Consider the following 24,513-nt stretch of genomic DNA (forward strand, 5'->3'; position numbering starts at 1 on the left):
CGCTTAGTATTCGTCCTCTATGGCCGGGCCCGCGTAATTGTCAAAGCGCGAGAAGTGGCCCTGGAAGGTAAGCCGCACCCGGCCAATAGGGCCGTTCCGCTGCTTACCAATAATGATTTCGGCAGTGCCTTTGTGGTCGCTGTCTTCGTGGTAGACCTCGTCACGGTAGATGAACATGATAAGGTCGGCGTCTTGCTCGATAGAGCCCGATTCCCGCAAGTCCGAGTTAACAGGGCGTTTGTCTGAGCGCTGTTCCAAGGAACGGTTGAGCTGCGACAGGGCAATCACCGGGCATTCCAGCTCTTTAGCCAGCGCCTTGAGCGAGCGGGAAATTTCGGCAATTTCCAGGGTTCGGTTATCTTGCATGCCCGGCACCGTCATCAGCTGCAGGTAATCGACCATGATCATGGAAATACCGCCATGTTCACGAGCAATACGCCGGGCTCTTGAGCGCACCTCGGTTGGGGTCAGGCCCGACGAGTCGTCGATATACATTTTGCCCTTTTCCATCAGCAAGCCCATGGTTGAGCTAAGGCGCGCCCAGTCGTCGTCGTCCAATTGGCCGGTACGAATTTTGGTTTGGTCAATGCGGCCCAACGAGGCCAGCATCCGCATCATGATCTGCTCAGAGGGCATCTCCAGGCTGTAAATGAGTACCGGCTTGTCTTGGGTCATGGCGGCATATTCCGCCAGGTTCATGGCAAAGGTGGTTTTACCCATGGACGGACGAGCGGCGACAATGATGAGGTCTGAAGACTGCAGGCCAGCGGTCATTTTATCCAGATCTTGAAAGCCGGTAGAGACACCGGTTACGCCGTCGTGGGGCTGGCCAAACAGTTTTTCGATACGGTCGACGGTCTTTTCAAGAATGCGTTTTAAGTCTTGCGGGCCTTCGTTGGCACTGGCCCGGCTTTCGGCAATTTTAAAAACGCGGCTTTCAGCTAAATCCAGCAATTCACCGGTACTGCGCCCTTGCGGGTCAAAACCGGACTCGGCAATTTCGTTGGCCACGCCGATCATTTCCCGCACTACGGCGCGCTCACGCACAATTTCGGCGTAAGCGTGAATGTTGGCAGCGCTGGGGGTGTTGCGGGCCATTTCCGCCAGATAGGCGAAGCCACCGGCCTCTTCCAGGATGTTCTCCCGTTCCATTTGCTCGGAGACGGTAATCAGATCCAAGGGCTTGTTGAGCGCCATCAGCTGCACCATGGCTTTAAAAATCAGCCGGTGGGCACGGGAATAAAAATCTTGCTCAACCACCGCTTCAGCGACCCTGTCCCAGGCCTGGTTATCCAGCAAAAGCCCGCCAAGCACGCTCTGCTCGGCTTCCAGAGAGTGAGGAGGTACTTTGAGTGCGGCAACCTTTGAGTCACCTTCCTTATTGAAAGCCTTACGCTTTTCCGCCATGAGTCAGTATCAGTTCAATCATTGGCCCACTATTATGTAGCTAAAGTAAATGAACCTAAAGACTCACGGAAGAACCATGACCAAAGCATTTATATTTGCCTTGATTCTCCCCTTTGCTGCCATGGCTGCTGATGACCCGGCCAAAACCAGCGATACGAGCCCATCAACCCAGGGTGATAACAGCACCCAGACCAAAGAAAACACCGCTAAAACCGCAGATAAAAAAACGCAGTCAAAGGACGATAAAACCAAACAAAACAGCGACAAAACTGCCGAAGACGACGCCCCTATTGCCGTGGAGCCACCGCAACCTGCCCCCATTGAGGAAAGGGCCAAAAAAGACAATGGCTTGGTGGAACAGCGTGCCAACCGCGAACGCGATACCGCTGAGAACCCCTTTGTTATCACCCCCCATAACCCCAACTATATGCTGCCGGTTTATTACAACCGCAATATTGACCGTAAGTCTTATGCTGACAGCCTTGCTAACAATGAAAGCCTGGATAAAGTCGAGTTTAAATTTCAGGTGAGTATGAAATTCCCCTTGGCAGTCAAACTGTTCAATGGCGATAACAGCCTCTGGGTGGCATATACCCAACAATCATACTGGCAGGCTTATAACTCTGGGCTTTCATCACCGTTTCGGGAGTCAAACTACGAGCCCGAGATCTTTTTAAACTTCAACATCAGCGACGATTGGTACGGCATAAAACCCAAATACCTGCGCCTGGGGGCTATTCACCAATCCAATGGCCGCTCTGACCCTTATTCAAGGTCATGGAACCGCCTTTACGCTGACTTTATTTTCGAGAGCGGCAACTTCGTCTTTAACGTTAAACCCTGGTATCGCATCCCCGAAGATAAGGAAGACGACAACAACCCGGATATTGAGAAATACCTCGGGTACGGCTCGGTGTCCGGTGTTTATGTGATGGGCAATTACAGCCTTAACTTTCTGCTGCGCAACAACTTAAGGGGCAGCGGCAATAAAGGGGCTGTGCAGTTGGGCTTTTCGTTCCCGCTGTGGGGCAAATTACGTGGCTATGTGCAGTACTTTAACGGCTATGGCGAGTCGCTGATTGACTACAACCATGCCACCGAAAGCTTAGGGCTGGGGATCATGCTCACCAACTGGCTGTAAATCCCGTCAGCCTTCGTTAAAAGCGAAACACAATGACTCAAGCAAAGTCATTTTGTGCTGAAAAACAAACTGTTATCCTTTCGCGCCGGTTTTTTGGGGTTGCAAGTACCCACCAAACCGGCTTTGGGTTAGCTAGCGTCCAACCGGCAAGGTAGTGCCTATCGCGCGGCAATAAAGCCTTGATTCAGCCAGCTTTTGGCAGGCTGAGTGGCTAGCTTATATCCTAAGGTCATAACAGCAGTCGCAGTTGCCAGGGCACAGGGTGCCCGAAGCAAAAGGAGACAACATGAAAGCAGGTAAGATCCTGGCGATAGTGCTTGGTGTGGTGGTGATACTGATAGTCGCCTTGGTGGCGTTTATCCTGAGCATTGACCCCAATAGCTACAAAGGCGAGATCCAGGCCGCGGTACAAAAAAATACCGGCCGGGAACTGAAACTGGACGGCAACCTGGGTTGGACCTTCTTTCCTTCCATTGGCTTATCCATTCAAAAAGTGGCGCTGTCTGAACCTGATGGTTTTGCAAAAGGCACTACCGCGGATATTGGCGATGCAGATGTGTCGGTTAAGCTCATTCCGCTGTTATCTGGCGACATTCAAGTAGACGGTGTCAGCCTCAAAGACGTGGTAGTGAATATCAAAGCCGGCGATAAAACCCAAGCCAAAGCCGTTGCTGAAAGTGAAAACACGGGCAACACCACCACTAAAGCGCCCGACCTTAGCAGCCTGACCAAGCTCAATCTTGGCAGCATTGCCCTGCACAATATTCAAGTTAACGTGCTGGATAAAGGTGGCAAGGCAACCCAGCAGCTAGTGCTGGACGACTTAACTCTGGACGGCTTTGCCCCCGGTGCCAGCTCCACCTTAAAAGCCCGGCTGCACACCGTTGGCCCGCAGCAAGCGGTGGCCACCCTGGATGCCGGCATCAAATTTAATAAAGATTTGACCGAAACCACGCTGTCGCGCCTGGCCGCCACTGTGCAACTTTCCGGTGAAGGTATCGCCAAACCCTTGCAGCTGCAGTTTGCTACCAAAGGCACCCTGAACATGGCCGCTGGCAGCCTGGATTTAAGCAGCCTGCAACTGGATGTGGGCAACATGGTTATCACCGGGAAACTGGCCGCCAAGTCACTGTTTGCCGACCCGACGGCCAGCGGCAGTTTAGCCATTTCGAAAACCGACCTTCGCGGCCTGATGGAACGCTTGGGCGTTAGCCTGCCAGAGCGAGCCGACAAAACCACCTTGTCAGATTTTGCCCTGGGCTTTGATTGGCAATACGGCCAAAACAAAGCCAGCATTAGCGACCTTAAAGGCAACTTGGACGACACCAAGCTCACCGGCTCTGCCAAGGTCAATTTAGCCGGCGCCGTGCCCGATATGTCGTTAAAGCTGGCTATGGATAAGTTTGACGCTGACCGCTACCTGCCGCCTGCGTCTGACAAACCCGCCCAGGCCAGTACTCCGGCCAAAAGCTCGCCGGAAATTGAGCCCGACTTGTCAGCCCTGCGCGGCTTTAAAGCCGACGCCAATATTACCCTCGGCGCGCTGACCATTAATCACGTTAAGCTCAGCAACATCAATTTGACCGCCACCAATGACCGGGGCCAGTTTGCACTGGCGCCGTTAAGTGCGCAGCTTTATAGCGGCAAGATTGTGCTAAGCACCCAAGTGGATGCCCGTAAACAACCGGCCAAAATCGCCATTCAAAACGATTTGTCCGGGGTTGAAATCGAACCACTGCTTAAAGACCTAATGCAGTCAGACAAGCCATTACTGGCCGGTACCACCACCGCCAAAGCCAACCTAACCGCAGTGGGCTTACCTCAACCAGCCTGACCAGAGCCTTAACGGCACCGCTAACTTCCAGTTCCGTAACGGCGCTGTGTATGGCGTGAATATCGCCCATGAGTTGCGTAAAGCCGGGGCCTTGCTCAAAGGCCAAAGCGTACCGGAAGAAGACACCAAGAAAACCGACTTCGCCGAGCTTTCCGGCTCTGCCACCTTTAAAAACGGCAAGATGAATAACCCGGATCTGCTGTTGGCGTCGCCGCTGCTGCGGGTAAATGGTGCCGGTGACATTGATCTGGTGAAAAAATCCCTGGACTACGGCGTGTCGGCCAAACTGGTGGGTACCTTGAAAGGCCAGGATGGCAAGGCGATGGATGAACTGAAAGGGGTAACACTGCCGATTAAAATTACCGGTAGCTTTGACAGCCCCAAAGTTCGCCCCGATATGGACGCGCTGCTAAAAGGCAAAGCCGACCAGAAAATCAAAGAGCAAAAAGACAAGCTCAAAGACAAACTCAGTGAAAAACTCGGAGACCTTTTTAAAAAGAAAGAAGGTAACTGAGAAAGGCTCCGCTCTCTTATTTGAGATATACGCCAAGGAAATAACCCAGTAAAAAAGCGGCCTAAAAGCCGCTTTTTTACCTTAACCAAGGCCGCATTCCTATCGAATTCAGATGGCACCAGTAGCCATTAAACAGCCGGCGACCAAGCATCGTAGTTAAGAACATAATTATTATGTTCCCGGTGAATTTTACCGGACGCCGGTAAATTGAAGTGCATGCCGCTAATAGAGAGTTGATCCGTTGCCACCCGGTCCAAAAGCGCGGCTCGCACTTTCGACGCTTCACTTGGATCGCTGTCAAAGGCAATAGTGACTTCAGGGTGTGCCATTTGAAGATGCGGGAAGTGAACAATATCTCCCCATATCAGTAGCGAGTCTTTTTCATCGCCGACCAAATAGCCTGTATGGCCAGGGGTATGCCCGAAGAGCGGCACAGCCTGAATACCAGGCAAGATAGCCTCATTACTGAAGGGGACCAATTTATCATCGTAAGCATCAAAAGCATTACGCGCTAAGCCAAAAAAGGGCTTAAAGCCATCAGAGGCTGAAGAATAAATCATGTCATCTCGCCAAAATGCCAGCTCTTTTTCATGAACATAAAGCTCCTGCACATTTTGAAATAAGGGTGTCGCCAATGCTCCGGCTAAGCCACCGGCATGGTCAGGATGAGCGTGGGTCAATAACACGGTATCAATATCCAGGGGGTCAAACCCCGCTGCCAATAACGCGCTATTTAGGCGGCCCCCCCAACCATTAATGCCACCGGCACCACTGTCTACTAAAATGGTACGGCCTGCGGTTTGTACAACGAAGACATTCACATTTATCCGTGGTAACGGTTCAACGCCCCTTTTTTCCAATATGGCTTCCGCTTTATTCGCTTCAATTCCATTTAACAATTCAAAAGAGACATCGAGATAACCATCACTCAGCATGGTGACGACTGTATCGCCATAACGTTTTCTGTTTACTGCTGGAGCTTGATAGAGGTTGTTCAGATTCATCATCTTTTCCCGGTTATTGATAACACAGCACTGTTAGCGTGATTGGTGTAAACGCATGATTTCTAAAGGGCAGTGTAGGGAAAGTTTTGGTGGACATGGGCGATGTAAATTCCACACATTGGATACTTATAGGAACCAATAGCTGCTATCCTCAGCCGAGACATCAAGGCTGGCATAGAAGGTTAAAAACACTATGAGTAGTCGCAATCCTTGGGAAGACCGTTTCAGTGGCATCGTCACTTTTATTGCTGTAGTGAATGCAGGCAGCTTCTCGGGAGCAGCCTTTCATATGAACTTGACGCGTTCAGCCATTGCTAAGTCCATTGCAAAACTGGAGCAACGCCTCGGCTTAAAACTCTTTCATCGAACTACACGACAACAGACGTTAACTCATGAGGGAGGCATGTACTTCGAGCACTGTTTAGCCATGTTGGATGATTTAGATTCACTCGAATCTGAACTCAGAGACGGCCAAGTTGGGCCAGAGGGGAGACTTAGGATCAGTTGCCCGACACTGTTTGGCCGTCATTGCATTGCCCCAGCCATAAGAAAGCTGACGCGTCAGTACCCCAGCATTCAAATAGAGACAGAGTTTTCAGATCATGTTGTTGATATTTTATCGGCAGGTTTTGATCTAACCATCCGGCTCGGCAAACCGACTGACTCGACAGCCATTATTGCGAAGAAAATTGCGGTTCAGCGCATGGCCGTATTTGCATCACCCAGCTACCTAAATAAATTTGGAACCCCAGTAGCCCTAAACGATTTTCAACAGCACCGCGGCATACTTTATGGCCGTGCTGCCCATACCTATTCGTGGCCAATTCAGAGCGATGACGGCAAAACCGTGAGTATTACCCCGCCGGGCACAGAGATTTATGATGACTTACAAGTAATTGCCGACTCAGCCGTTGAAGGGGGCGGATTGGCATGGCTACCCAGCTGGTTAGGTGCCCCCTATGTTGAATCAGGGCAACTAAAGCAGGTGACAGCCAGCCAGCGGGCAAAGCCCATAGATATCTATATCGTCTGGCCGAAAACCAAGTATTTGCCGCGACGTACCCGACTATTGATTGATTACCTAGCCGAGCACGTGCCGTTATTAATGGCGCATTAAACTATGGCTTTATTTAAACAAGACGCCATGAATAAAAAAATAAAACGGAAAAAGCAGGTGTCATTCCACTAGGCATCTAAGGTCGCTGCACCATGGCAGTGAAAGCCAGGTGTACCAAACCGCCCCTAGCGTTTTGCTGTCCTAATAACGCCAGGCACTGCTGCGGATGAACATATGCCAGCACTTTTTATTGCCAGATTTAGCAATTGTTGCTCATTAAAGGCTACGGTAGGGCCGCCTTAATTGTTAAAATATTGGGCTCGTATTTTCCAAGGAAGGATGTAATTGATGGCAAACCCCCTCTACCCTGACAACCCCAGTCAGGTACCCAGTGATTTAACCAAACCCCGCGCCTCATACCGCCGCCAGGCCTTGTTAGCCATGGCCGGGTTAGTGGTGTTTATGATTGGCTATATCGCCCTTGGCATTTGCTTTGGCGTTATTGCCTACAACAGTATTCAGCACCTAATGCTGTACTTTAACTGGGTGCGGTTAGTGGTTGCCATTTGCGCAGGCCTACTGACCTTGTTTATGGCGAAATCACTACTCACCGTACGTAAAGGCGGCGCCCCAGGCGGCCTTGAAATTACTGCTGACAAACAGCCAAAACTGTTCGCCTTTATTTACCAATTGGCAGACGACGTAGGCGCCCCTCGCCCACACCGGGTGTTTTTAACCCCCGACGTAAATGCCGCTGTTTTTTATGATCTGTCGTTACTCAATCTGTTATTCCCTTCGAAAAAGAACCTCATTATTGGCCTGGGTTTGGTGAACGTACTTAACCTTGGCGAACTCAAAGCGGTGCTGGCCCACGAATTTGGCCACTTTGCCCAGCGGTCGATGATGGTGGGGCGCTGGGTTTATATTGCCCAACAGATCATTGGCCACATGGTGGCCACCCGCGACTGGCTGGATAAACTGATCCACTTTGTTAGCCGCATTGATTTACGGGTTGCCTGGGTGGGCTGGCTATTAGGCTTGGTTATTTGGTCTATTCGCGCTGTGGTCGACAGCCTGTTTAGGCTGGTTATGATGGCCGAGCGCGCCCTTAGCCGGGAAATGGAATACAACGCCGATTTGGTAGCGGTGTCGGTAACCGGTTCCGACGCCCTGGTCAACGCCCTGCATAAATTGCAAGCGGCAGACCACGGCTGGCAAACCGCAATCAGTGTTGCTAAAACCCAGGCCGGTGAAGGCAAACGCCTTGGCGACCTGTTCTTAGCGCAACAAGAAACCATTACCGCCATGCGCAGCGTATTGGACGACCCCAGTTACGGCATTGTGCCAACCCCGCAGGGAAGCCCGGCCGAGCACCGGGTGTTCAGTAAAGCAATGGCGCTGCCACCCCAGATGTGGGCCACCCATCCGGCCAACCGCGACCGGGAAGATAATGCCAAGGCCCGCTATATCGCCGCCGATATTGATAACCGCTCGGCCTGGGCACTGTTTGACGACGCCCAGGCACTACGCCAGCAAATCAGTACCGACTTTTATGTGCCGGAAAAACGCGACGAGCTAAGCCTGACGTCAGAGCAAGAAGCGGTAGCCCATCATTTTTCGCGCCAGTCTTTGCACCCCAGATACCGTGGCAATTATTTAAGCCGCGATGTGATGCGCAACTTTGCCAGCGCCGACGATGTTTTGGCAGGCCCGACCCCCACCAATATCAAAGCCGCCCTTGCCAAGCTCTACCCCGAGGCCCTGAAAGAGCAACTGGCAGCGGTACGCGACTTGGAAAGTGAAATCGACACCCTTGAAGCCCTGGCAAGAGGCGAGCTAACCCCTTCAGGCGGCATTATTCGCCACCGCGGCAGTGAACTTAAAAAGGCCGACATTCCCCGCGTACTGGAGCAATTAGCCCAAGAACGTAGCGAACTGGTACAAGCGCTTAACCGCCACGACAGCCAATGCCACAGCAGCCACCTTGATGCAGCCAAAACCCTTGGCGAAGATTGGCCGCAATACCTGGAAGGCTTGGTAAAGCTATTACACGCCAGCGAACATATTGCCGCCGTGGTACGCAACGAACAAATGCTGTTAGCGAACACCTGGCAAGTGGTTACCGCTGACAGCAAGGTGGGCTACTTAGAGAAAAAACGCCTGTTGAAAGTGGGCAAATCCATTACTGGCGTTATAGAAACCGTTAATGCGGCCATCACCCAATTCACCCTTACCCAGCAGCTAATGACCGCTTTTGAGGTAGAAGATTGGCCCAAACAATGCCCCGAATTTGATTTGGTGGAAATAACCAAAGACAACTGGCATCAATGGTTCCCGGCCGCACACGACAGCATGAATAACATCGCCGGAGTATTGGAATACATGCGCGATATGCTGGTGGATGATTTGGTGAGCTGCGAGCTCAGCATCGAAAAGATGTTTAATAACGAAGAGGAAGTTACCCCGGCCCCAAGCGCTGCCACTGTGCCCGAGCAATACCCCACTTTATTGCCCGGCCAAGAACACCAACTGCAAAGCAAACTTGATTTATGGAACCGTTTTCAGTTGGCTCAAGGCACCATACCAACGCTTTTACGATTATTGGTCGCCACCGGTATCGTTGGCGGCACTCTCTATGGCGGTTGGGTACTGGCATAAAAAAGGCGGCTTCGGCCGCTTTTAGTAAATATCTTTCAAAATATCCATGTTGATTTTTATAAAATAAAAAAGCTCATTCAACATCAGGATGAAAACCCTCTATTTTCTTAGATAAACCTTTTTTAATAAACTCAATCCCAATGATTTTATTAAAAAAAACAAAACAGTCTCCTGCATAAGAATTATTCTTTACACTAAAAACATCAACAAGATCAAAATCATCCATTTCATTGAGTGTTTTCAAAGAAGAATTCAACCCAACCGTCTTCATTTTCTTCACCACAGGACTATTTAATCTGATTTTTATTCTATCCCTAAGAAAAAGAGCCGAGTAAGCACCTAAAAAAGTCACCTCATGTTCCTTACAATCATTTATATTCCTAATTAAAAAGGCAACATCAACCAATCTTGATACCGAGCCTTTTTCAATCAATTCTAACAAAAAAAACTTGGGATTCTCTTTCATGATCATTCGACCTTTTTAACAAGTACATTTTTTCGTGTTCCAATCTGGAGCATTTCAACTTCTCCCCATTCATTCCTATGAGTCCACCCCCAAGCCCATTCATCTCCTTCACTCGGAGCTCCAACAGGGACAGATAGCAAAAGGCCTGGATTGCCATCATTACTCGCATTCTTTTTTGCATGAGTCAGAGCTAGTTCCCTATCACGAGTCCAAGAAACATATTGACTACCGCCTGTCAAACCTCCTTCGGCATGCTGTTCAGGCGTGAGATCAGCATCTTGATTTGCGGGCGCTACTACTCCATTAAGCGCGTCTTGATATGCAGGGTGTCCACTATGTATACCTCGATAGAGATACTGAGGCTCCAACTCCTGCATAGCAGGTACATCTTCGGTAATAGCTGCCGTCTCACCTTTATCGGCGTCTGTAGCCGTAACCCCCACATCTGCGGTACTTAGCCCTAAGGGGTCGATATAGTCCACTGGGTTGGCAGTATAGCGGTAGCTATTAAGGCCACCTTTTAAACCCAAGGGATCAGGGGTGAGGTAACGGCCGGTTTTGGGGTCGTAATCGCGAAAACGGTTGAAATAAAGGCCGGTGAGCTCGTCTTCAAACTGGCCGGGCAGGCGCAGGGGTTGGTGGATATCCCCTTCGCACTGGTAGTTACCCCAGGCGTCGCTTTGGGCCTTCCAGGCGCACTGGCCTTGGCCGCTCCAAAGGCGGATGGGGGCTTTGCGCCAGTCCAGTTCGTAAAAATACACCTCGTCGTTATGGATGGTCAGCAGCGGCTCGTGGGTTTGCGGGTCACGAATAAACCATTGCCAGCGGCCCTGGCGCTCTTCGCCCAAGAGATTATCACCGTGCCATAAGTAGTTAACGGTGCCGGTAGGTCCTTTGCGCCAAGCGCGGCGGTTAAGGGCATCGTAGCCATAACGCAGTTGCAGGCCTTCGCGGTTAAAGGCAATGAGGCCACCTTCGGCATCAAAGTGGCGAGATTCGTCCCGCTCGCCGCGCAGCTCTACCTCGGCGCCAAGGGCGTCATAGCGGCGACGGGCGGTGCGGGTTTGCAACAGCCGGTCTTTACCGAGCTTGTCACCTTCGCTGCGGCGGTTGCCGCCTTCGTCGTAACGAAACGCAATATCGCCGTCACGAATGAGTTGGCCGACGCTGTCACGTTCAAAGCGCGTTTCACCGGCATCGGAGTCTTCCAGCTCTTCGAGGCGCGATTCTGCGTCCCAGTTATAACGGCGCAGGTGGCTTTGCTGGCCCTGCCAACGGCGATTTATCAGCCGGTCGTGGCGGTCAAACACCTGACTTTGCTGGTTGGCGGCGCCCTGACGGTTTTGTTCACGGCCGCTGTCGTCAAAGCTACGGCTGAGCACCACGGCGCCGCCAACACTGATCTGTTCCCAAAGGCCGTTTTGGCCGTAGTGAAATTGCACGCGGGTGCCGTCTGGCAGTCTCAGGGTTTTCAGCTGCTGGGCTTGGCCGTACTGGTAGCCAACGCTGTGGCCGTCTTGGTCGTGGCGAACAATACGGCCCTGGTTATCGTAACGCCAGGCCAGACGTCGCCCTTCACAGGCGGCGGTGACCATACGGCCAAGGTGGTCGTAACGAAATTGCTTGGCAACCGGTTGGCGACCTTTGCCTTGGGAGTTTTGGCGGGTAACCCGGCCGCCAGCATCGCGTTTTAGATGCTGAAGCCAGTCGCCGCCTTGCTGGCGATGGATGATTTGACCATTGGCATCATAGCCAAACTGAATATCACGGCCATCGGGGGCGGCAACGCGGTTAACCTGGCCCAAGGCGTCGTAACCCAGTTGCCAGCGGCCACCGTCAGGGCGCACCAGGTCCACCAGGCGGCGGGCCTTGTCGTAGCTGTAGTGAACGGTTTTTCCGTCGGGGCGAATATAACGCAGTGGCCGCTCGCGGCCATCGTATTCAAACTGATGCACTGCGCCTAAAGCGCTTTCATAGCGGTTAAGACGCCCAGCACTGTCGTATGCAAAGCGCCAGCTGAGTTGCTGGTCAGGGGCGTTTTCAGGGTATTGGTGGCTAGCGGTGAGCTTGTCGCCGTCGTACTGATATTGGGTGACAAGGTCGTGCACCAGCTGCCCTGCCGGCCGGCCCTGATTGTCAAAGGCCAGGCGCCGTAAATTACCACCTTTTTCAACGGCTAACGGCTGGCCATTGCCATCAAGGCCATAACGCTCGGTTTTGCCGTCATCACTGGCGGCTTCACGCAGCCAGCCGGCAGCATCGTAGTGGTACTGCCATTGGCTACCATCGGCGCGGCGCTCTGCCAACAGCCGCCCTAAGCCGTCGAGTTTGCGCTCAATAAAGCGGCCATCGGGCAGGGTTTCAGCGATGCAAAAGCCGAGCTTGTTATAAACGCGGCGATGGCGGCGGCCGTCAGGTAGCCAGTCACATACCGGCATGCCCTTGCCGTCAAACTCATAACGCCAAGCCCTGCCATCTGGCAGACGGTAACGGCGCAGCCGCCCTTGGGTGTCGTAGGTCCACTGGTGTTCGCCACCATTGGGGCCCACGCGGGCAGTGATCTGGCCGCTATTGTTGTAGCGGTACAGCCACTGGTGACCAAAAGCATCGGTGACTTTGGTTTCGCGGTTTAGGGTGTCGTAATCAAAATGAAAATCATCAGAGCCGTCTTCACCGCGGGTATGAATGCAGCGGGCAGCAGGGCCTGCGCCTTGCCAGGTTAATAAAAAGCGATAGCCCGATGCCAACTGCCGCTCGCGTAGTAAATGCCCCTGGTATTGGTAGTGCTCGCGCAGCTTTTGGCACTGCACGGTAATAAGGTCGCCCTGCTCGTCATGCTGATAGCGACCAAGGCTTGCCACTCGCTTGCCTTCTTTTAAACCAATGCTGGCAAGATGCGCGCCGTGCCAGTTCAGCACCAGCCGGCGATGTTCAGCGACATCAACAAAGGCTAGCTGCTGATGCTGGTTGTAATGAAACAGCCAGCGATGCCCAAAGCGGTTGTGAATACTGCTAACCCGCCATTGCCCGGCGCTTTGGGGTAAAAATACCCAAACCAAACCACTGGGTTCACTAAGCTGCATGCGGCCATCGGCTTTATGTTCCAAGCGATGGCCAGTGGCAGCTTGCCAGCCAACCTCTTTGGGGGCCAGCAGTGGAAAGCGCAGCACCCGCCCTTCGCTATCGAGGCTGTAGCTGTGGTTATCGTCTTGCCAAAGTGGCCGCAGCAGGTCGTTGTACCAACCATGGCCCAAGCCAAAATCGCGGTCGCAAAGACTGGAGCGGTACCAGCGTTTAAAGGTCAGTGGCATTGGCCCTTGCACTGCAAAATCAACAAGCTGTAGCAGTTCTTCGCCGGTGGCGGGGGCAACCGGGTCACCAAGGGTTTGGCTGTCGCTGGCATCGGGGCCAACACTGTCGCTGGTGGCGCCTTTTTCAGCTGCGCCGCTACTGGCATTACTGCTGGCGCTGCTGCTATTGCCGCTATTGGCGCGGGCATCATCGGCAGCAGCGCTGTCACTGGCCGCTAAAGGGGCTTTAGGCGGGTTACTTTGCGGCAATAACCAGGCGCTGAGTTTGCTGTTAGCTAAGGCATCAGCCAACAGCGGGAAAGCTTCAGCACTTGAAACCGGCTCGCTATCGGGGCTAACCAGTTTTACCGCACGGCTGATATCTTCAAAGTGGTGGTCAGCGTCCACCATAAAGACGCCTTGCAGCCATTGCTGCCAAGCGTCGCTGTCTGCGCGGCTAACGGCTTCGCCGCTGCCTTTAAAGCCAGGTAACGCCAGCACCAGATGGTGGCTATGTGCCTGGATCTCAACCGAATTACTCATGCTGTCCTTCGCTTCCTTGCCAACGCACTATGGCCACTCCCATCATTGGGCTGTTGTCCAATTCCACCACAACGGCATCTCCTTGCCATTGCCCCCAGGCCAGCCCCTGGGCCATCCAGGCCCAGGAATATAGCGCGCCAGCCATCTCTAAATTCATGCCTGCTTCGGCAAACTGCCAATTGACATCACTGCCGGTCCAACCGGACATGTTGCCAAAAAATGGCATTAACCGTTGTAAGTAGCCATCTGCGCCCGACCCGGGTAACAGCATCAACGCTGGCCTTGGGCAAAGCTGGCGGGCCTTAGAAATTAACGGCGCAAAGTCGGGATTGGCATCCCAGCGGCCATCTGCCAGCAAATCACTAACGGCGATGCCAGTACTGGCAGGGGTAATATCCAGCGCTAAAACGCCGCCGCTAACAGCAGCAATAATGCGGCCCGGCTGCGGGCTGCTATTGAGCTGACTTAAGATAAGCGCCATGGCCGCCCGGCCTCTGGCGATTTCCACGCCAGCTGGAGCCTGCACCTTGCTGCCATAAGGCACCAACAGCCAGTTGCGCCTGTCAGTTGCCAGCCATGGCGCTATGGCTTCTGGCCCTTGGCTGGCCCCCGGTAAAGGCTGCTCGCCAGCTAACAGCTGCGCGGCACTCACCCCGGCAATGTGGCCACTTAAGCTAAGCTGCCAAGGCATAGCTGCCCTCCAAAAAGTGACCAGGGTGCGCCCCGGCTTTGCGGCGTTACCAACCCCCACAAACGGCTGCGGTATTTCAGCATCAATTGCTGTGGCAGCTGCGTTAACCATGCTGCATTAAGGGCCTCCCCCCAGCATTGGCGCTCGGCAACCGCCTTTTGACTGCCACCGCTTAAATACAGCTGGTTATCCAGCACGGCCTCGGCAAGCTCTTGTTGGTGCAATGTGCCAAGCCAAGGTAAAAACCGCCCCAAATGACTGCGCCCCATCAGGTTCACCAGGGTGATTTCGTCCACCTTGGCGGCCAGCACATTAATGCTGGCGACCACTTGTGTGGTGGGCGCTTGTTGCCAAAGCGGCGTTAGCCAATATTGCCATTGCTGGCCCTGGCTCTGTTCCCAAAGGGTAACCACCACCTTGGCCAAGGGCTTTTCGCCTTTTTGAGCACTTGACCACAGCGCCCAATCCCCGGTGGCTGATTGCTGGCGAAGCCAATAAGCCCTTGCCTGCAACCAGCCACCGGGGCTTTTCGGCAACATTAATGCCGGGTAACAGCCGGCCAGCCACCACGCCAACGTCTGGCCGCTTGGCAGCTGGCAAAGCGCTTGCTGCAGCCTTAATAATTCACCCGGCCAAATACGTTCGCGCGCTTCAATAAATGCCATGGCATCTTGGTGCGCTGGCAGTAAAGCCAACAAGCTCTCGGCATCTAGCCCCTGGGCACTTGCTGGCCCTAACTGCCCTTGTGCCAAGGCCCCTAACAAGCGCCGGTCATGGAGCTTTAACAGGCCAAGGTCGGCTTCACCGCTTTGCAGCATGGCTTGGCGCTGGGCAAAAAAGCGTGACAAGGCGTCCATCAGTTGAGCTTGATTTGGCTGCCCTTGAGGGTGATCACCGAGCCCTTAATGCTGATTTCGCCGGAGCTCTTCATCTCAATTTGGGCGCCACCACATTTCAAGGTGATGGACGTGCCGCCATCAATGGTGACCGTTTTTGCTACTGTCACTTTTTGGTCGCCGTCGATTTTTAGCGTCTGGTTGTTAGTAACGTTCAAGGTGTCATCGTTGAGCACCTTGCCGGTACGGTCATTTTTAATTTCAAAAGACTGATCGTTTTTCACCAAATAGGTCATGTCTTTTTCGGCCTGAATATTGACCAGTTCTTTACCTTTGGTGTCGTCAAATTGCAGCTCGTTGTAATTGCTGGTGCTGCCTTTAATAGTTTGGGTTTTAATACCGTAACGGTTCTTACCATCTCCGTCGGTGCTGTAAGGCAACTTGTTGTTACCGTTATACAAAGCGCCTGTTACCAGCGGCTGGTCAGGGTCACCATTTAAAAAGGCCACCACCACTTCTTCACCAACCCGGGGAATAAACTGGGCACCAAAACCGGCCCCGGCCCAAGGGTGCGCCACCCTCACATAGCAGGAGCTTTCGTCGTTATTTTTGCCTTCACGGTCCCAGTGAAATTGCACCTTGATACGGCCGTCTTTATCCACATGAATGGTTTCGCCGCTTTTGCCGGTAACGGTGGCGGTTTGAATACCGGGGATCACCGGCTTATTTACCCGCTTAGGCAAAATGTCTTGGTCTGACGGCAGGCACGAGAAGGTATTAGCAAACTGGAAGGCGTCAACACCGCTGCCACCATCACTATTGAGTGGCACCCGGGCGGTTAGCTTCATTGCAACAATGTTGAAGCCATTGGGTGACGGAATAGCATCTTCATGCTCTTTAAAACTAAAGCTTTGGCCAACACTCAGTGAGCGCAGGTCACTTTTGGCTTCGATGAGGCTGGCATCAACAATCTCGGCGCCAAGGTGTTGCTTGGCACGGCTTTCACTCGCCAGGGCGCGGTTTTCTTCGCTGTGGTAATAAAAGGCTTCCTGTTTGCCAAACTTGTCGCCAGCCGGCTTGCCGGTGGATTTTTCGTCTACCGGCTGCGCTGGCGCAGAGTAGTTATAAGAACGGTCTAGCCATTTGGCAGTAGCCGCTTTCCCTGACACCAGCCAGCGGCTGATATGGGGTTCCCCCTTACTTTTAGTGCGGTAAATTACCTCTTTTTCAGCGGCGTAAGAAAAGGCCTTGGCAGAGCTGGCTATCACCAGCTTATGGCTGCCCTTGGCGTGCTTAAAGAAGAAAAAGAGGCCGTCGTTGGCCAAAATGCGCTGCACAAAGGCCCAGTCAGATTCCTGGTATTGCACGCAGTACGGCAACTTGTAAGGGGTGAATGACTTTAACGATTCCTCAATGGCTTGGCTGTGTTCAGCCAGTACCTTTTTGGCAATGTCCACTGAGGTCATATTCTGAAAAACGCGGTTGTTAATGCGCCGGGTCGCCGACCAGGCTCTTGGCACAACCACGGCTTGGTAACGCTGGCCATCTTTGCTGTTCTGGGCTTTACCCAGCTCACTAATGGATAAAATATGGCCGTTAAAATAGCGCTCTTTAGCACTGGCGCTGTCACCCAGGCTCAGGCTAATAGTGACGTTTTCCCCCACAAGGCTATCAAGGTCTTTAATGCGGGAATTGGCAAAAAAGCCCACCTGGATGTCAAAAAGCTGAGACAGCCCTTCGCTTACGTCAAGACGTTCCAGCACCAGGGCGTCCTGCCCAAGGGATGACTGGATCTTAAGAAAGTGATGTTGCAGTTCCTTGCCCATGTCGCGGTACACCATCCAAGTGTATGAAAATCAAAGATGGGGAGAGCATCCGCCCTCCCCATAGGGGTAGGTAGAGCCTTACAGCTTCTGACCTTTCACGCCGCTGTAACCGTAAACCAGCGGGGCCTGAGCGGCATTGGTATCGTCGGTTGGGGTAACGGTCATGGTCAGTTCGGTGTAGGAAATGGTCAGCGTTTCCACCGGGCGGTCACCCGCTACAGACAGGGAGTAGTTAGAGATCATGGCGTCGGTCAGTTCCAGCTTCATGATTTCTTCGATTTTTTCACCCTGTTTGGTGAGGTGGAAAACAGCCGATTTGCCGCTACCGATGGTGGCTTCTTTCAGCAGGTCCGGAGACGCCTTGTCTTGCAGTTTGGTGATAGTGATATCGCCAAGGCGAGTGGCAGACGCTTCACGGTCCATAGCAGTACCGGTGTAGGCACTGATCTCGCGGTGTACGTTGAAGTCCATAGACAGCACAGTGATCATGTCCTTGTACTGTTCTGCTGTGGCTTCGCCGGTAACACCTTCGTACTTCAGGTAAGTGTTAGCTTGCATGGTATAGCTCCTTTTGATTGCGAGTTACGTCCTGTAACGAGGACAAGTTTTTCCAGCAGGCAGTGCCTGGCAGGAAGGGGTCACACTGCGGCGCCCTCGACGTCCACTGTCAGTTCGCCATCAACAACAGACAGGCTGACACCGGCCACCGGGGTTTCGGCAGCCAGGCAACGCAGTATTTGCTCCGACATCTGCGGCAACAGCTGCCGCTGAATAATGTATTGAATGTTGCGCGCCCCCGAACTGGCCTGGGTACAACGCGCAACGATATTGCTGACCACGTCGTCATCGAAGTGCAGCGGCACTTGGTGGTGGCGCTGAACACGTTCAGCCACCCGTGCTAATTGCAGTTGGGTAATGGCCGCCAGTTGTTCCTCGGCCAAGGGCCGGTAAGGCAACACGTTACAGCGGCCAAGAAAAGCGGGTTTAAAGGTTTGCAGCAGGTCATCCCAAATGGCGTCTTTGACCTTGGACATGTCGTCAGGGGCGGTCAGCTCGTCAGCAAACAAGTCAGTAATGCTGTCGGTGGCTGCATTTGAGGTCATCAGAATAACGGTGTTTTTAAAGTCCACGTCGCGGCCTTCGCCGTCACGCAACATGCCTTTATCGAACACCTGATAGAAGACGTCCTGCACCCCAGGATGGGCTTTTTCCATCTCGTCGAGGAGGACAACGCTGTAGGGTTTGCGGCGTACGGCTTCGGTTAAAACACCACCTTCGCCATAACCCACATAACCGGGAGGGGATCCCAATAGCTGCGACACTTTATGTTCTTCCTTGAACTCAGACATGTTAATCACGGTCACGTTGGCTTCACTGCCATAGACCTGTTCGGCCAGGGTTAACGCCGTTTCGGTTTTGCCAACCCCACTGGGGCCTACCAGCAGAAAAACCCCTAATGGTTTTTTCTCGTCAGCCAAATTGGCTCTGGCAATGCGTACCGTACGGGCGATGTCGTCAAGGGCGTGATCCTGCCCTTTCACCCTGGCTTTCAAGCGCTCATCAAGGCTAAGAATGCTTTGCACTTCATCGGCTTGCATTCTGCCCAGTGGAATACCTGTCCAATCGCTGAGCACTTGTGCCACCAGTTGCTCATCCACCTGCCAATGCACCAAAGGTTCCACCCGGGCACTGAGCTGGCTACGAAGTGCGTTTAGCGCTTCAAGCATGGCAACGTCGTCACTTTCGCTTAACTGCTCGCCCAGAGACAGAGCATCGGCCACCATCTTTTGCTCATTTTGCCAAGTGCTACTTAATTGATTCACGCTTTCCTGAACAACGGCTTGTTCGGTTGCCAGCTCATCGCGGCGCTGGCTGTGGTCAAAGCCGCTGCGCTGCTCCCGCGCCAAAATGGCTGCTTCGGTTTCAAGGGCGCTTAGCCTGGCTTGCGCCCGCTCCAGCGCCGCAGGCAGACTGGCCTGGCTCATGGCCACCCGGGCACAAGCGGTATCCAGCAGCGCTACCGATTTATCCGGTTGCTGGCGGCCTGGCAGGTAACGGCTGGAAAGCTGCACCGCGCTTTTTGCCGCCGAATCGGTGATATGTACGCTATGGTGTTTTTCCAGCACCGGCAGCAAACCGCGAAGAATTTGCACCGCCACTTCATCACTGGGTTCTTCGACCTTGACCACCTGAAACCGCCGCGCAAGGGCAGCATCTTTTTCAAAGAACTTTTTATATTCGGCCCAGGTAGTGGCGGCAATGGTACGCAGCTCACCTCGCGCCAGCGCTGGCTTTAAAAGGTTCGCCGCATCACCCTGCCCGGCCTGGCCACCGGCACCAATCATGTTGTGCGCCTCGTCAATAAACACCAGCACTGGCTCGGGGGAGGCATTGACTTCACTAATCACCTTTTTAAGGCGGTTTTCAAACTCACCTTTAACCCCGGCACCGGCTTGCAGCAGCGCTAAATCAAGGGTGAGTAAGCGGCAAGATTTCAGTGCATCGGGCACGGTGCCCTCGGCAATGCGCTGGGCCAAGCCTTCTACCACAGCGGTTTTACCCACCCCGGCTTCACCGGTCAAAATGGGGTTGTTCTGGCGGCGCCGGGTTAAAATGTCCACCATTTGGCGAATTTCATCGTCGCGGCCCAGTACCGGGTCTAACTTGCCGGCACGCGCTTGGGCGGTGAGATCAATGCAATATTGGCTAAGGGCTTCTTCTTTGCCACGTTGTTGCGGCGCCTTTGTGCTTGGCGCGCTGCCAAGGTTTTGGCGAAGCTCGGGCCAATCGGCCAGTAACCGGGTAGGTTCGAGCTTTTCAAGCTCGTGGGCATGGCGCGTGCTGAGCGCTGCCAAGGTGGCATCATTAAGCAGGGTATACAGTAAGGTGGTGCCACGGATCTGCGGCTCTGCAAATTCAATGGACGTGTCCATCCAGCACTGGCGCAGCAGTTCAACTAAACGCACCGACAGCGCTGGCGCCGCGTCATTACCGCTTTTAAAGCTTTCAAGTGCTTGGTTAAGCTCGCTATTGAGCGTCTCAGCACTCAGCCCATAATGGGCCAGTATTGCCAGTACTTCGGTGTTTTCACACTCCAACAACGCCTTGAGCAAGTGCTCGACTTCCACACTGAAGTGGCTGCGTTGATAACAAAGCCCTACGGCCTTTTCCAGTGCCTGATGGCACTCGGGTTCCATGCGCTCAACCAGCGCTTTTAAGGTCATTGAAGACATGTCTTCATCCTTTCCTTGGCGTAAAGCCCACAGTCACAATGCTGTCGGGCTGATTTATGGCTTGTAAAAAGCTGTCTGCTCCCAAACGGCTTTTGGCATTAGCCCGGGCTCCGGGCAAAAAACGGGCTTGGGTGGTCATTTGGCAACGCACCCGAGTTTGGCGGCCAGCAAAAGCCAGGTTAAGGTCGGCCACAGCGCCGCTGTACTGGCCGCCTGGCAGCAAAGACGCCACTTGTTGGTGTGATTTTGGTGCAAAGTTCAGCACCAAGCCTTTGTCAGCTACCCAGGTTTTACTGCCCAAAACGGCTTCACCAAGGTGGGCAAATTGCCCCATCGGTTTTTGCTTGCTGGGCATCGCGCTTTGCTCTGCTATATCGACCCCAACCCAGCCACCTTGCAGCGCCTGATAGCGCACCTTAATACCGGTAAGGTCTTCAAGTATTTGGCACAGCACAGCGCCACTTTTGGGGCCGCGCATCAGCGCTGCGCCGTATTGCAACTGGCTGTCATCCTCCACGCCGGTTAGGGCCCGCATGATGGCGGTAAAGGGGTCTAACTCGTCGCGTTCCTGGGCAACCGCTGGCTGGGTGCGGGCCCAGCTGCGATAAAAAAGTGACAGCAACCGGTGATTAAACAGGTCTAAAAAGTCCTGCAGCGCTGGCGATTTCGCTTTCAGTTGCTGAAGCACCAGTTCGCTGTAATGGCCAGGCAATACCCCCCTAGCACCGGTCAGGCTCATAAAGTCCAAATCCAGTACTGCTCGCAACTTACCGTCTTCGGTGCGCTGATGGCGGGCCCTAACCACATCTTGCCCGGCAAACCCTTGATGCTGGCGCGCACGGAACTTCACCAGTTCTTTGTCTGGCCATCCATCTTCACCGACGCGATGCCAGGGACTTTTATCGTTTTTGATTTGCCGCTCAATACGCCAAATCTCCCGATATAACGAGCCGCTGTCTGAGGCGCTACGCTGGCCGGTCATAACAGCTCCTGCTCACCAACCCGGGTTGGCCAGACGTGGTAATCCTGGTGGTGGCCGGTTAACCGAATGCGCAGCCGCGTGAAGGTATTAAGCTGGGCAAACTGGGCGAAAAAGCGGTCCAGCACCGCTGAAAACAAGTACACGCTGGCCCCGGCATATCGGGGTTTGGAAAAGCGAATAGCAATATCGTTACCTTGACAAAGTCCCTTACGTACGCCGCTGCCAACCCGGGCCACCGCCGGTTTAATACTGACTTCTTCAATGCCTTCAATCAGTGCTTGCGACTCGGGGGTTTGCTTAAAGTCGTGCAGGTGCAGCACCGCTTTTAAGCGGGCCAGGGCATCTGCCCCGGCGAAGTGCTCCAAAGACAAATGACGAATAAACTGCCAGCGGCTGGCATCATCCAGCTCTGGCCGCACGGTGGCCGTAGGCGCTACCAGCACCTTAATATCGTGAATGTAAGGGTCTTCGGCACGCATCTGCGGCTGGCCGCCACCAAAGGGCAGCTGTGCTGGCGCGTTGCGGTTACAGGCCAGCACTTTAACGCGTAAAAAACGGTCGCTTGGCAGCTCGTCTTCGTCTTGGTGCTCATAGTCTTTATTCACCAACGACAAGTAGGTTTCAGTGCCCGGTTCGTACTGGCCACCTGCCCAGTCGTTGTAGCGGCGGCGAGCATGCCAATACAAGCTAACGCTGTCTTGCCAGCGCGGATGGTGCAAACCGTAGTAAGGCGCCAGCGGCAACACTTCGTCGGCCTTAACCAGTTCTACCCCTAAAATACGTACCACTTCGGTGGCATCGGCGTTGCGGTAGTTGGGCACCAGGCGGTATTCCAGCGCCTCTTCTTCAAAACGCATGGTTTCGCTAAGGGATTCAAAGGTATTAACCAAAGGCACGCAGCCTAACCTAAGGTGCTCGGCCACCAGGCTTTTTTCCTGCTCGCTAGAGCCTTCGGCCAGGTAGATATAAAGGTCGACAGCTTTGTCTTGCGGCCAGCGAATATCGTTAAAGTCGGCAAACAGAAACTTCTCGGCAAACAAGAAGTGCTCAACCAACAGCCGATAACCACTAAAACTGCGCTGGCTGTAAGGCACCACCGCCTCGTCGGCATCAAAGCCTACCGGCGTAATGTGCTCTTTGCCGTAAAACTGTAATTGGCGGCTGTCGCCTACGGGCGCAACGGCAAAACCCAGGGCGCAGCGGTGGATCAGCTCGTAAAGCTCGTGGCTTTGGTGCGTTTGCCCATGCAGGTAAAAACGCAGAAATGGCAGGTCAATTTCGCTGAAATCAAGCTCAGAGCTTAGGCGCAGTTTTATTACCGCTTGTGCACCCTGGCTGCCTTGCGGCCGCGGCGCATCAAAGGGAGCGTTCTCAAAAGCGGCGTTTTTTACATCAATATTGGCCAGCACTTGGTTGCCAGCAGCACTGAAATAGCACTCCGGCATGTTCTCAACCTGAGTGGTAAAGCTCAGCCCCGCTGGCACCGCCATATGTGATGACAACGCCGGTGCCGGTTTAAGCTCGGCCACCGTCATCGACGGAATGGGAGCCTGGTAGTCAGGGTAAAGACTGCCCAGCAACACATCGGCCAGCTCCGGGAAATGGCCATCTAAACGCTGGCGAATTTGCGCCGTCATAAAGGCCACCCCTTCTAAAAGGCGCGACACATGGGGGTCTTCCACCGCTTCTTCACTGATCCTAAGGCGCCCCGCCACCTTAGGGTATTGCTGAGCAAACTCAGCGCCCTGGCGGCGTAAATACGCTAATTCTCGGTTGTAGTACTTCAGCAGTGTTTCACTCATCGCAAACTTTCCTGCAAGGTGACAGACAAATTTATCGGTTCCATTTCGGAGTCGAACGCCACCGGTTGCGGCACTGGATCCGCCAGTAACACCGCATCAATGCGCAACCTCAGCACCCGGTCTTGTGGCGTATCTTTATCTTTTAAGCTGACCTCAACCTGTGTGAGCCGCGGCTCAAAGCGGTTGATGGTTTTTTTCACTTCCTCGCACAACCACAACCGGCTTTCTTCGGTCGACAACTCCATTACCGTGAAATCGGGCAGCCCAAAACCTAAAACCGAGGTATCCAATTCACTGTGGTTGTCATCCCAAGGCAGCCAGCTACGGCGGGCATTAAGAAGCCACTCCAGGTCGCGCCGCACCGACTGGCGTAGCGCTGTTAACGAAAACCGCTGCGTCTCGCCTTCGTCTAACAGGCGGTCAAGCACACTTAGCTGCGCCAGTTGCTCAGCCGACATGGCGCGCCTCAGCGGCGGTAGTGGCAGCCAGCTCAATCAGACTCAACGCCTCTTCACCGACCAAAAACAACTTAAGGCCGACACCGGTTACCAGCTCACCCTGTTGCTGCCAGTCGGTTTCGCGGCCAAGTTTTTGCCGGTTATCACCGGCGGTGGCGTAAGTCAGAGGAATGAAAACCTCACCTTCACGCTCGTCGTTTAAGCTCACCTGGGCCCGGCGCCACAGCGTTTCCAGCGGGGAAGTGGGCGGGTGAAACTGAATGGCGGCAATTTCATCAAAGCGCCACAGGTAAAACTTGCCGTCGGTACCCAGGCACTCAAGGTAAGGGCCGAGACTGTCATCGCAGTCGCGAACATCGGCCAAGGGCCCTTCACCGCCGCGGCTTTCTTCCAAAAGTGCGGCGGCTTGATAAGCGGCCGTTTCATTGCCAGCCGCTAACTGGCTTTTTAATGCAATCAAGGCTTCTAAGGCTGGGCCTTCGGCGGCGACAACATCGTCAGCAAGCTGGCCTTGGTGAAAGGCCTGGCGTGCCTGCTGGGCACGCAGCAGTTGGCGCAAGTTGGCGGCACCGCCTATCCATTGCGGTTCACGTTTAACCAGGCTTGCCAGCGAGTCATCTGCCCGTTGCAGTTGTCCATCCAGGCACAACAATTCAATGAGTTTTGCCCGCAAGTCCAAGTCAGCCGGGTTGTCTTTAACCGCCTGCTGCGCCACGTCGATGGCTTCGTCTAGCAAGCCGGCGTTAAGTGCGTCGATGATCCCTTTCATAA

The 24,513-nt window shown here is 53.7% G+C and carries 18 protein-coding genes; 5 read left to right on the forward strand and 13 right to left on the reverse strand.

Annotated features, from left to right (window positions below; all coding sequences use genetic code 11):
- Positions 1 to 3: 3 nt before the first annotated feature.
- Positions 4 to 1,407: a replicative DNA helicase gene (dnaB, locus tag DW350_RS15660; protein ID WP_115719835.1), complete on the reverse strand. Its 1,404-nt coding sequence runs from the start codon at positions 1,405 to 1,407 to the stop codon at positions 4 to 6.
- Between the two features lie 76 nt (positions 1,408 to 1,483).
- Between dnaB and DW350_RS15665 the strand changes: the two genes are divergently transcribed.
- The 3 genes from DW350_RS15665 (at position 1,484) to DW350_RS15675 (ending at position 4,896) form a co-directional block, all read left to right on the forward strand.
- On the forward strand, positions 1,484 to 2,548 hold the full coding sequence (locus DW350_RS15665; RefSeq protein WP_226911335.1) for a phospholipase A: 1,065 nt from the start codon (positions 1,484 to 1,486) through the stop codon (positions 2,546 to 2,548).
- A 286-nt stretch (positions 2,549 to 2,834) separates the two neighbouring features.
- Positions 2,835 to 4,382: an AsmA family protein gene (locus DW350_RS15670; protein WP_115719836.1), complete on the forward strand. Its 1,548-nt coding sequence runs from the start codon at positions 2,835 to 2,837 to the stop codon at positions 4,380 to 4,382.
- Positions 4,383 to 4,437: 55 nt separating this feature from the next.
- Complete coding sequence (locus tag DW350_RS15675) at positions 4,438 to 4,896, forward strand: AsmA-like C-terminal region-containing protein (RefSeq protein ID WP_152032997.1); 459 nt, start codon at positions 4,438 to 4,440, stop codon at positions 4,894 to 4,896.
- Positions 4,897 to 5,024: 128 nt separating this feature from the next.
- On the opposite strand, the gene DW350_RS15680 is transcribed toward DW350_RS15675, so the two are convergent.
- Positions 5,025 to 5,903 carry an MBL fold metallo-hydrolase gene (locus DW350_RS15680; RefSeq protein ID WP_336406951.1) on the reverse strand — a complete coding sequence of 293 codons (879 nt, stop codon included), beginning with the start codon at positions 5,901 to 5,903 and terminating at the stop codon, positions 5,025 to 5,027.
- Positions 5,904 to 6,093: 190 nt separating this feature from the next.
- Here DW350_RS15680 and DW350_RS15685 point away from each other — a divergent pair, with 190 nt between their 5' ends.
- Both DW350_RS15685 and DW350_RS15690 read left to right on the forward strand, forming a co-directional pair.
- On the forward strand, positions 6,094 to 7,017 hold the full coding sequence (locus DW350_RS15685) for a LysR family transcriptional regulator (protein ID WP_115719839.1): 924 nt from the start codon (positions 6,094 to 6,096) through the stop codon (positions 7,015 to 7,017).
- Between the two features lie 288 nt (positions 7,018 to 7,305).
- Positions 7,306 to 9,615: a M48 family metallopeptidase gene (locus DW350_RS15690; RefSeq protein ID WP_226911336.1), complete on the forward strand. Its 2,310-nt coding sequence runs from the start codon at positions 7,306 to 7,308 to the stop codon at positions 9,613 to 9,615.
- Between the two features lie 73 nt (positions 9,616 to 9,688).
- Here the strand turns inward: DW350_RS15690 and DW350_RS15695 are convergent, their stop codons facing one another.
- From DW350_RS15695 to DW350_RS15745, 11 genes are all read right to left on the reverse strand, one after another.
- Complete coding sequence (locus DW350_RS15695) at positions 9,689 to 10,081, reverse strand: hypothetical protein (protein ID WP_152032998.1); 393 nt, start codon at positions 10,079 to 10,081, stop codon at positions 9,689 to 9,691.
- Between the two features lie 2 nt (positions 10,082 to 10,083).
- On the reverse strand, positions 10,084 to 13,914 hold the full coding sequence (locus tag DW350_RS15700; protein ID WP_115719842.1) for an RHS repeat-associated core domain-containing protein: 3,831 nt from the start codon (positions 13,912 to 13,914) through the stop codon (positions 10,084 to 10,086).
- On the reverse strand, positions 13,907 to 14,605 hold the full coding sequence (locus DW350_RS15705; protein WP_115719843.1) for a hypothetical protein: 699 nt from the start codon (positions 14,603 to 14,605) through the stop codon (positions 13,907 to 13,909). The genes DW350_RS15700 and DW350_RS15705 overlap by 8 nt, the downstream gene beginning before the upstream one ends.
- Positions 14,584 to 15,462 carry a hypothetical protein gene (locus DW350_RS15710; RefSeq protein ID WP_115719844.1) on the reverse strand — a complete coding sequence of 293 codons (879 nt, stop codon included), beginning with the start codon at positions 15,460 to 15,462 and terminating at the stop codon, positions 14,584 to 14,586. Before DW350_RS15710 ends, DW350_RS15705 begins: the two co-directional genes overlap by 22 nt.
- Positions 15,462 to 17,267 (reverse strand): type VI secretion system Vgr family protein, encoded by a 1,806-nt coding sequence (locus tag DW350_RS15715; protein ID WP_192954712.1) that lies wholly within the window; start codon positions 17,265 to 17,267, stop codon positions 15,462 to 15,464. Before DW350_RS15715 ends, DW350_RS15710 begins: the two co-directional genes overlap by 1 nt.
- A 78-nt stretch (positions 17,268 to 17,345) precedes the next feature.
- A complete protein-coding gene (locus tag DW350_RS15720; RefSeq protein WP_115719846.1) occupies positions 17,346 to 17,825 on the reverse strand; it encodes an Hcp family type VI secretion system effector in 480 nt (159 codons plus the stop codon).
- Between the two features lie 80 nt (positions 17,826 to 17,905).
- Positions 17,906 to 20,491: a type VI secretion system ATPase TssH gene (gene tssH, locus DW350_RS15725; protein WP_503487522.1), complete on the reverse strand. Its 2,586-nt coding sequence runs from the start codon at positions 20,489 to 20,491 to the stop codon at positions 17,906 to 17,908.
- 13 nt (positions 20,492 to 20,504) lie between these two features.
- The gene (gene tssG / locus DW350_RS15730; RefSeq protein ID WP_115719848.1) at positions 20,505 to 21,482 is read right to left on the reverse strand and encodes a type VI secretion system baseplate subunit TssG; all 978 of its coding nucleotides are present in this window, start codon (positions 21,480 to 21,482) and stop codon (positions 20,505 to 20,507) included.
- Entirely contained in the window at positions 21,479 to 23,284 is a 1,806-nt protein-coding gene (gene tssF, locus DW350_RS15735) for a type VI secretion system baseplate subunit TssF (protein WP_115719849.1), read from the reverse strand. Before tssF ends, tssG begins: the two co-directional genes overlap by 4 nt.
- On the reverse strand, positions 23,281 to 23,742 hold the full coding sequence (tssE, locus tag DW350_RS15740; protein ID WP_115719850.1) for a type VI secretion system baseplate subunit TssE: 462 nt from the start codon (positions 23,740 to 23,742) through the stop codon (positions 23,281 to 23,283). Before tssE ends, tssF begins: the two co-directional genes overlap by 4 nt.
- The gene (locus DW350_RS15745) at positions 23,732 to 24,511 is read right to left on the reverse strand and encodes a type VI secretion system accessory protein TagJ (protein ID WP_115719851.1); all 780 of its coding nucleotides are present in this window, start codon (positions 24,509 to 24,511) and stop codon (positions 23,732 to 23,734) included. The genes tssE and DW350_RS15745 overlap by 11 nt, the downstream gene beginning before the upstream one ends.
- Between the last annotated feature and the right edge of the window lie 2 nt (positions 24,512 to 24,513).

Source organism: Gallaecimonas mangrovi, assembly GCF_003367375.1.
Classification (GTDB): domain Bacteria; phylum Pseudomonadota; class Gammaproteobacteria; order Enterobacterales; family Gallaecimonadaceae; genus Gallaecimonas; species Gallaecimonas mangrovi.

Coding starts and splice junctions, on each gene's coding strand:
- dnaB (WP_115719835.1), bottom strand. CDS start 1,407: ATGGCGGAAAAGCGTAAGGCTTTCAATAAGGAAGGTGACTCAAAGGTT.
- DW350_RS15665 (WP_226911335.1), top strand. CDS start 1,484: ATGACCAAAGCATTTATATTTGCCTTGATTCTCCCCTTTGCTGCCATG.
- DW350_RS15670 (WP_115719836.1), top strand. CDS start 2,835: ATGAAAGCAGGTAAGATCCTGGCGATAGTGCTTGGTGTGGTGGTGATA.
- DW350_RS15680 (WP_336406951.1), bottom strand. CDS start 5,903: ATGATGAATCTGAACAACCTCTATCAAGCTCCAGCAGTAAACAGAAAA.
- DW350_RS15685 (WP_115719839.1), top strand. CDS start 6,094: ATGAGTAGTCGCAATCCTTGGGAAGACCGTTTCAGTGGCATCGTCACT.
- DW350_RS15690 (WP_226911336.1), top strand. CDS start 7,306: ATGGCAAACCCCCTCTACCCTGACAACCCCAGTCAGGTACCCAGTGAT.
- DW350_RS15695 (WP_152032998.1), bottom strand. CDS start 10,081: ATGAAAGAGAATCCCAAGTTTTTTTTGTTAGAATTGATTGAAAAAGGC.
- DW350_RS15700 (WP_115719842.1), bottom strand. CDS start 13,914: ATGAGTAATTCGGTTGAGATCCAGGCACATAGCCACCATCTGGTGCTG.
- DW350_RS15705 (WP_115719843.1), bottom strand. CDS start 14,605: ATGCCTTGGCAGCTTAGCTTAAGTGGCCACATTGCCGGGGTGAGTGCC.
- DW350_RS15710 (WP_115719844.1), bottom strand. CDS start 15,462: ATGGACGCCTTGTCACGCTTTTTTGCCCAGCGCCAAGCCATGCTGCAA.
- DW350_RS15715 (WP_192954712.1), bottom strand. CDS start 17,267: ATGGGCAAGGAACTGCAACATCACTTTCTTAAGATCCAGTCATCCCTT.
- DW350_RS15720 (WP_115719846.1), bottom strand. CDS start 17,825: ATGCAAGCTAACACTTACCTGAAGTACGAAGGTGTTACCGGCGAAGCC.
- tssH (WP_503487522.1), bottom strand. CDS start 20,491: ATGACCTTAAAAGCGCTGGTTGAGCGCATGGAACCCGAGTGCCATCAG.
- tssG (WP_115719848.1), bottom strand. CDS start 21,482: ATGACCGGCCAGCGTAGCGCCTCAGACAGCGGCTCGTTATATCGGGAG.
- tssF (WP_115719849.1), bottom strand. CDS start 23,284: ATGAGTGAAACACTGCTGAAGTACTACAACCGAGAATTAGCGTATTTA.
- tssE (WP_115719850.1), bottom strand. CDS start 23,742: ATGTCGGCTGAGCAACTGGCGCAGCTAAGTGTGCTTGACCGCCTGTTA.
- DW350_RS15745 (WP_115719851.1), bottom strand. CDS start 24,511: ATGAAAGGGATCATCGACGCACTTAACGCCGGCTTGCTAGACGAAGCC.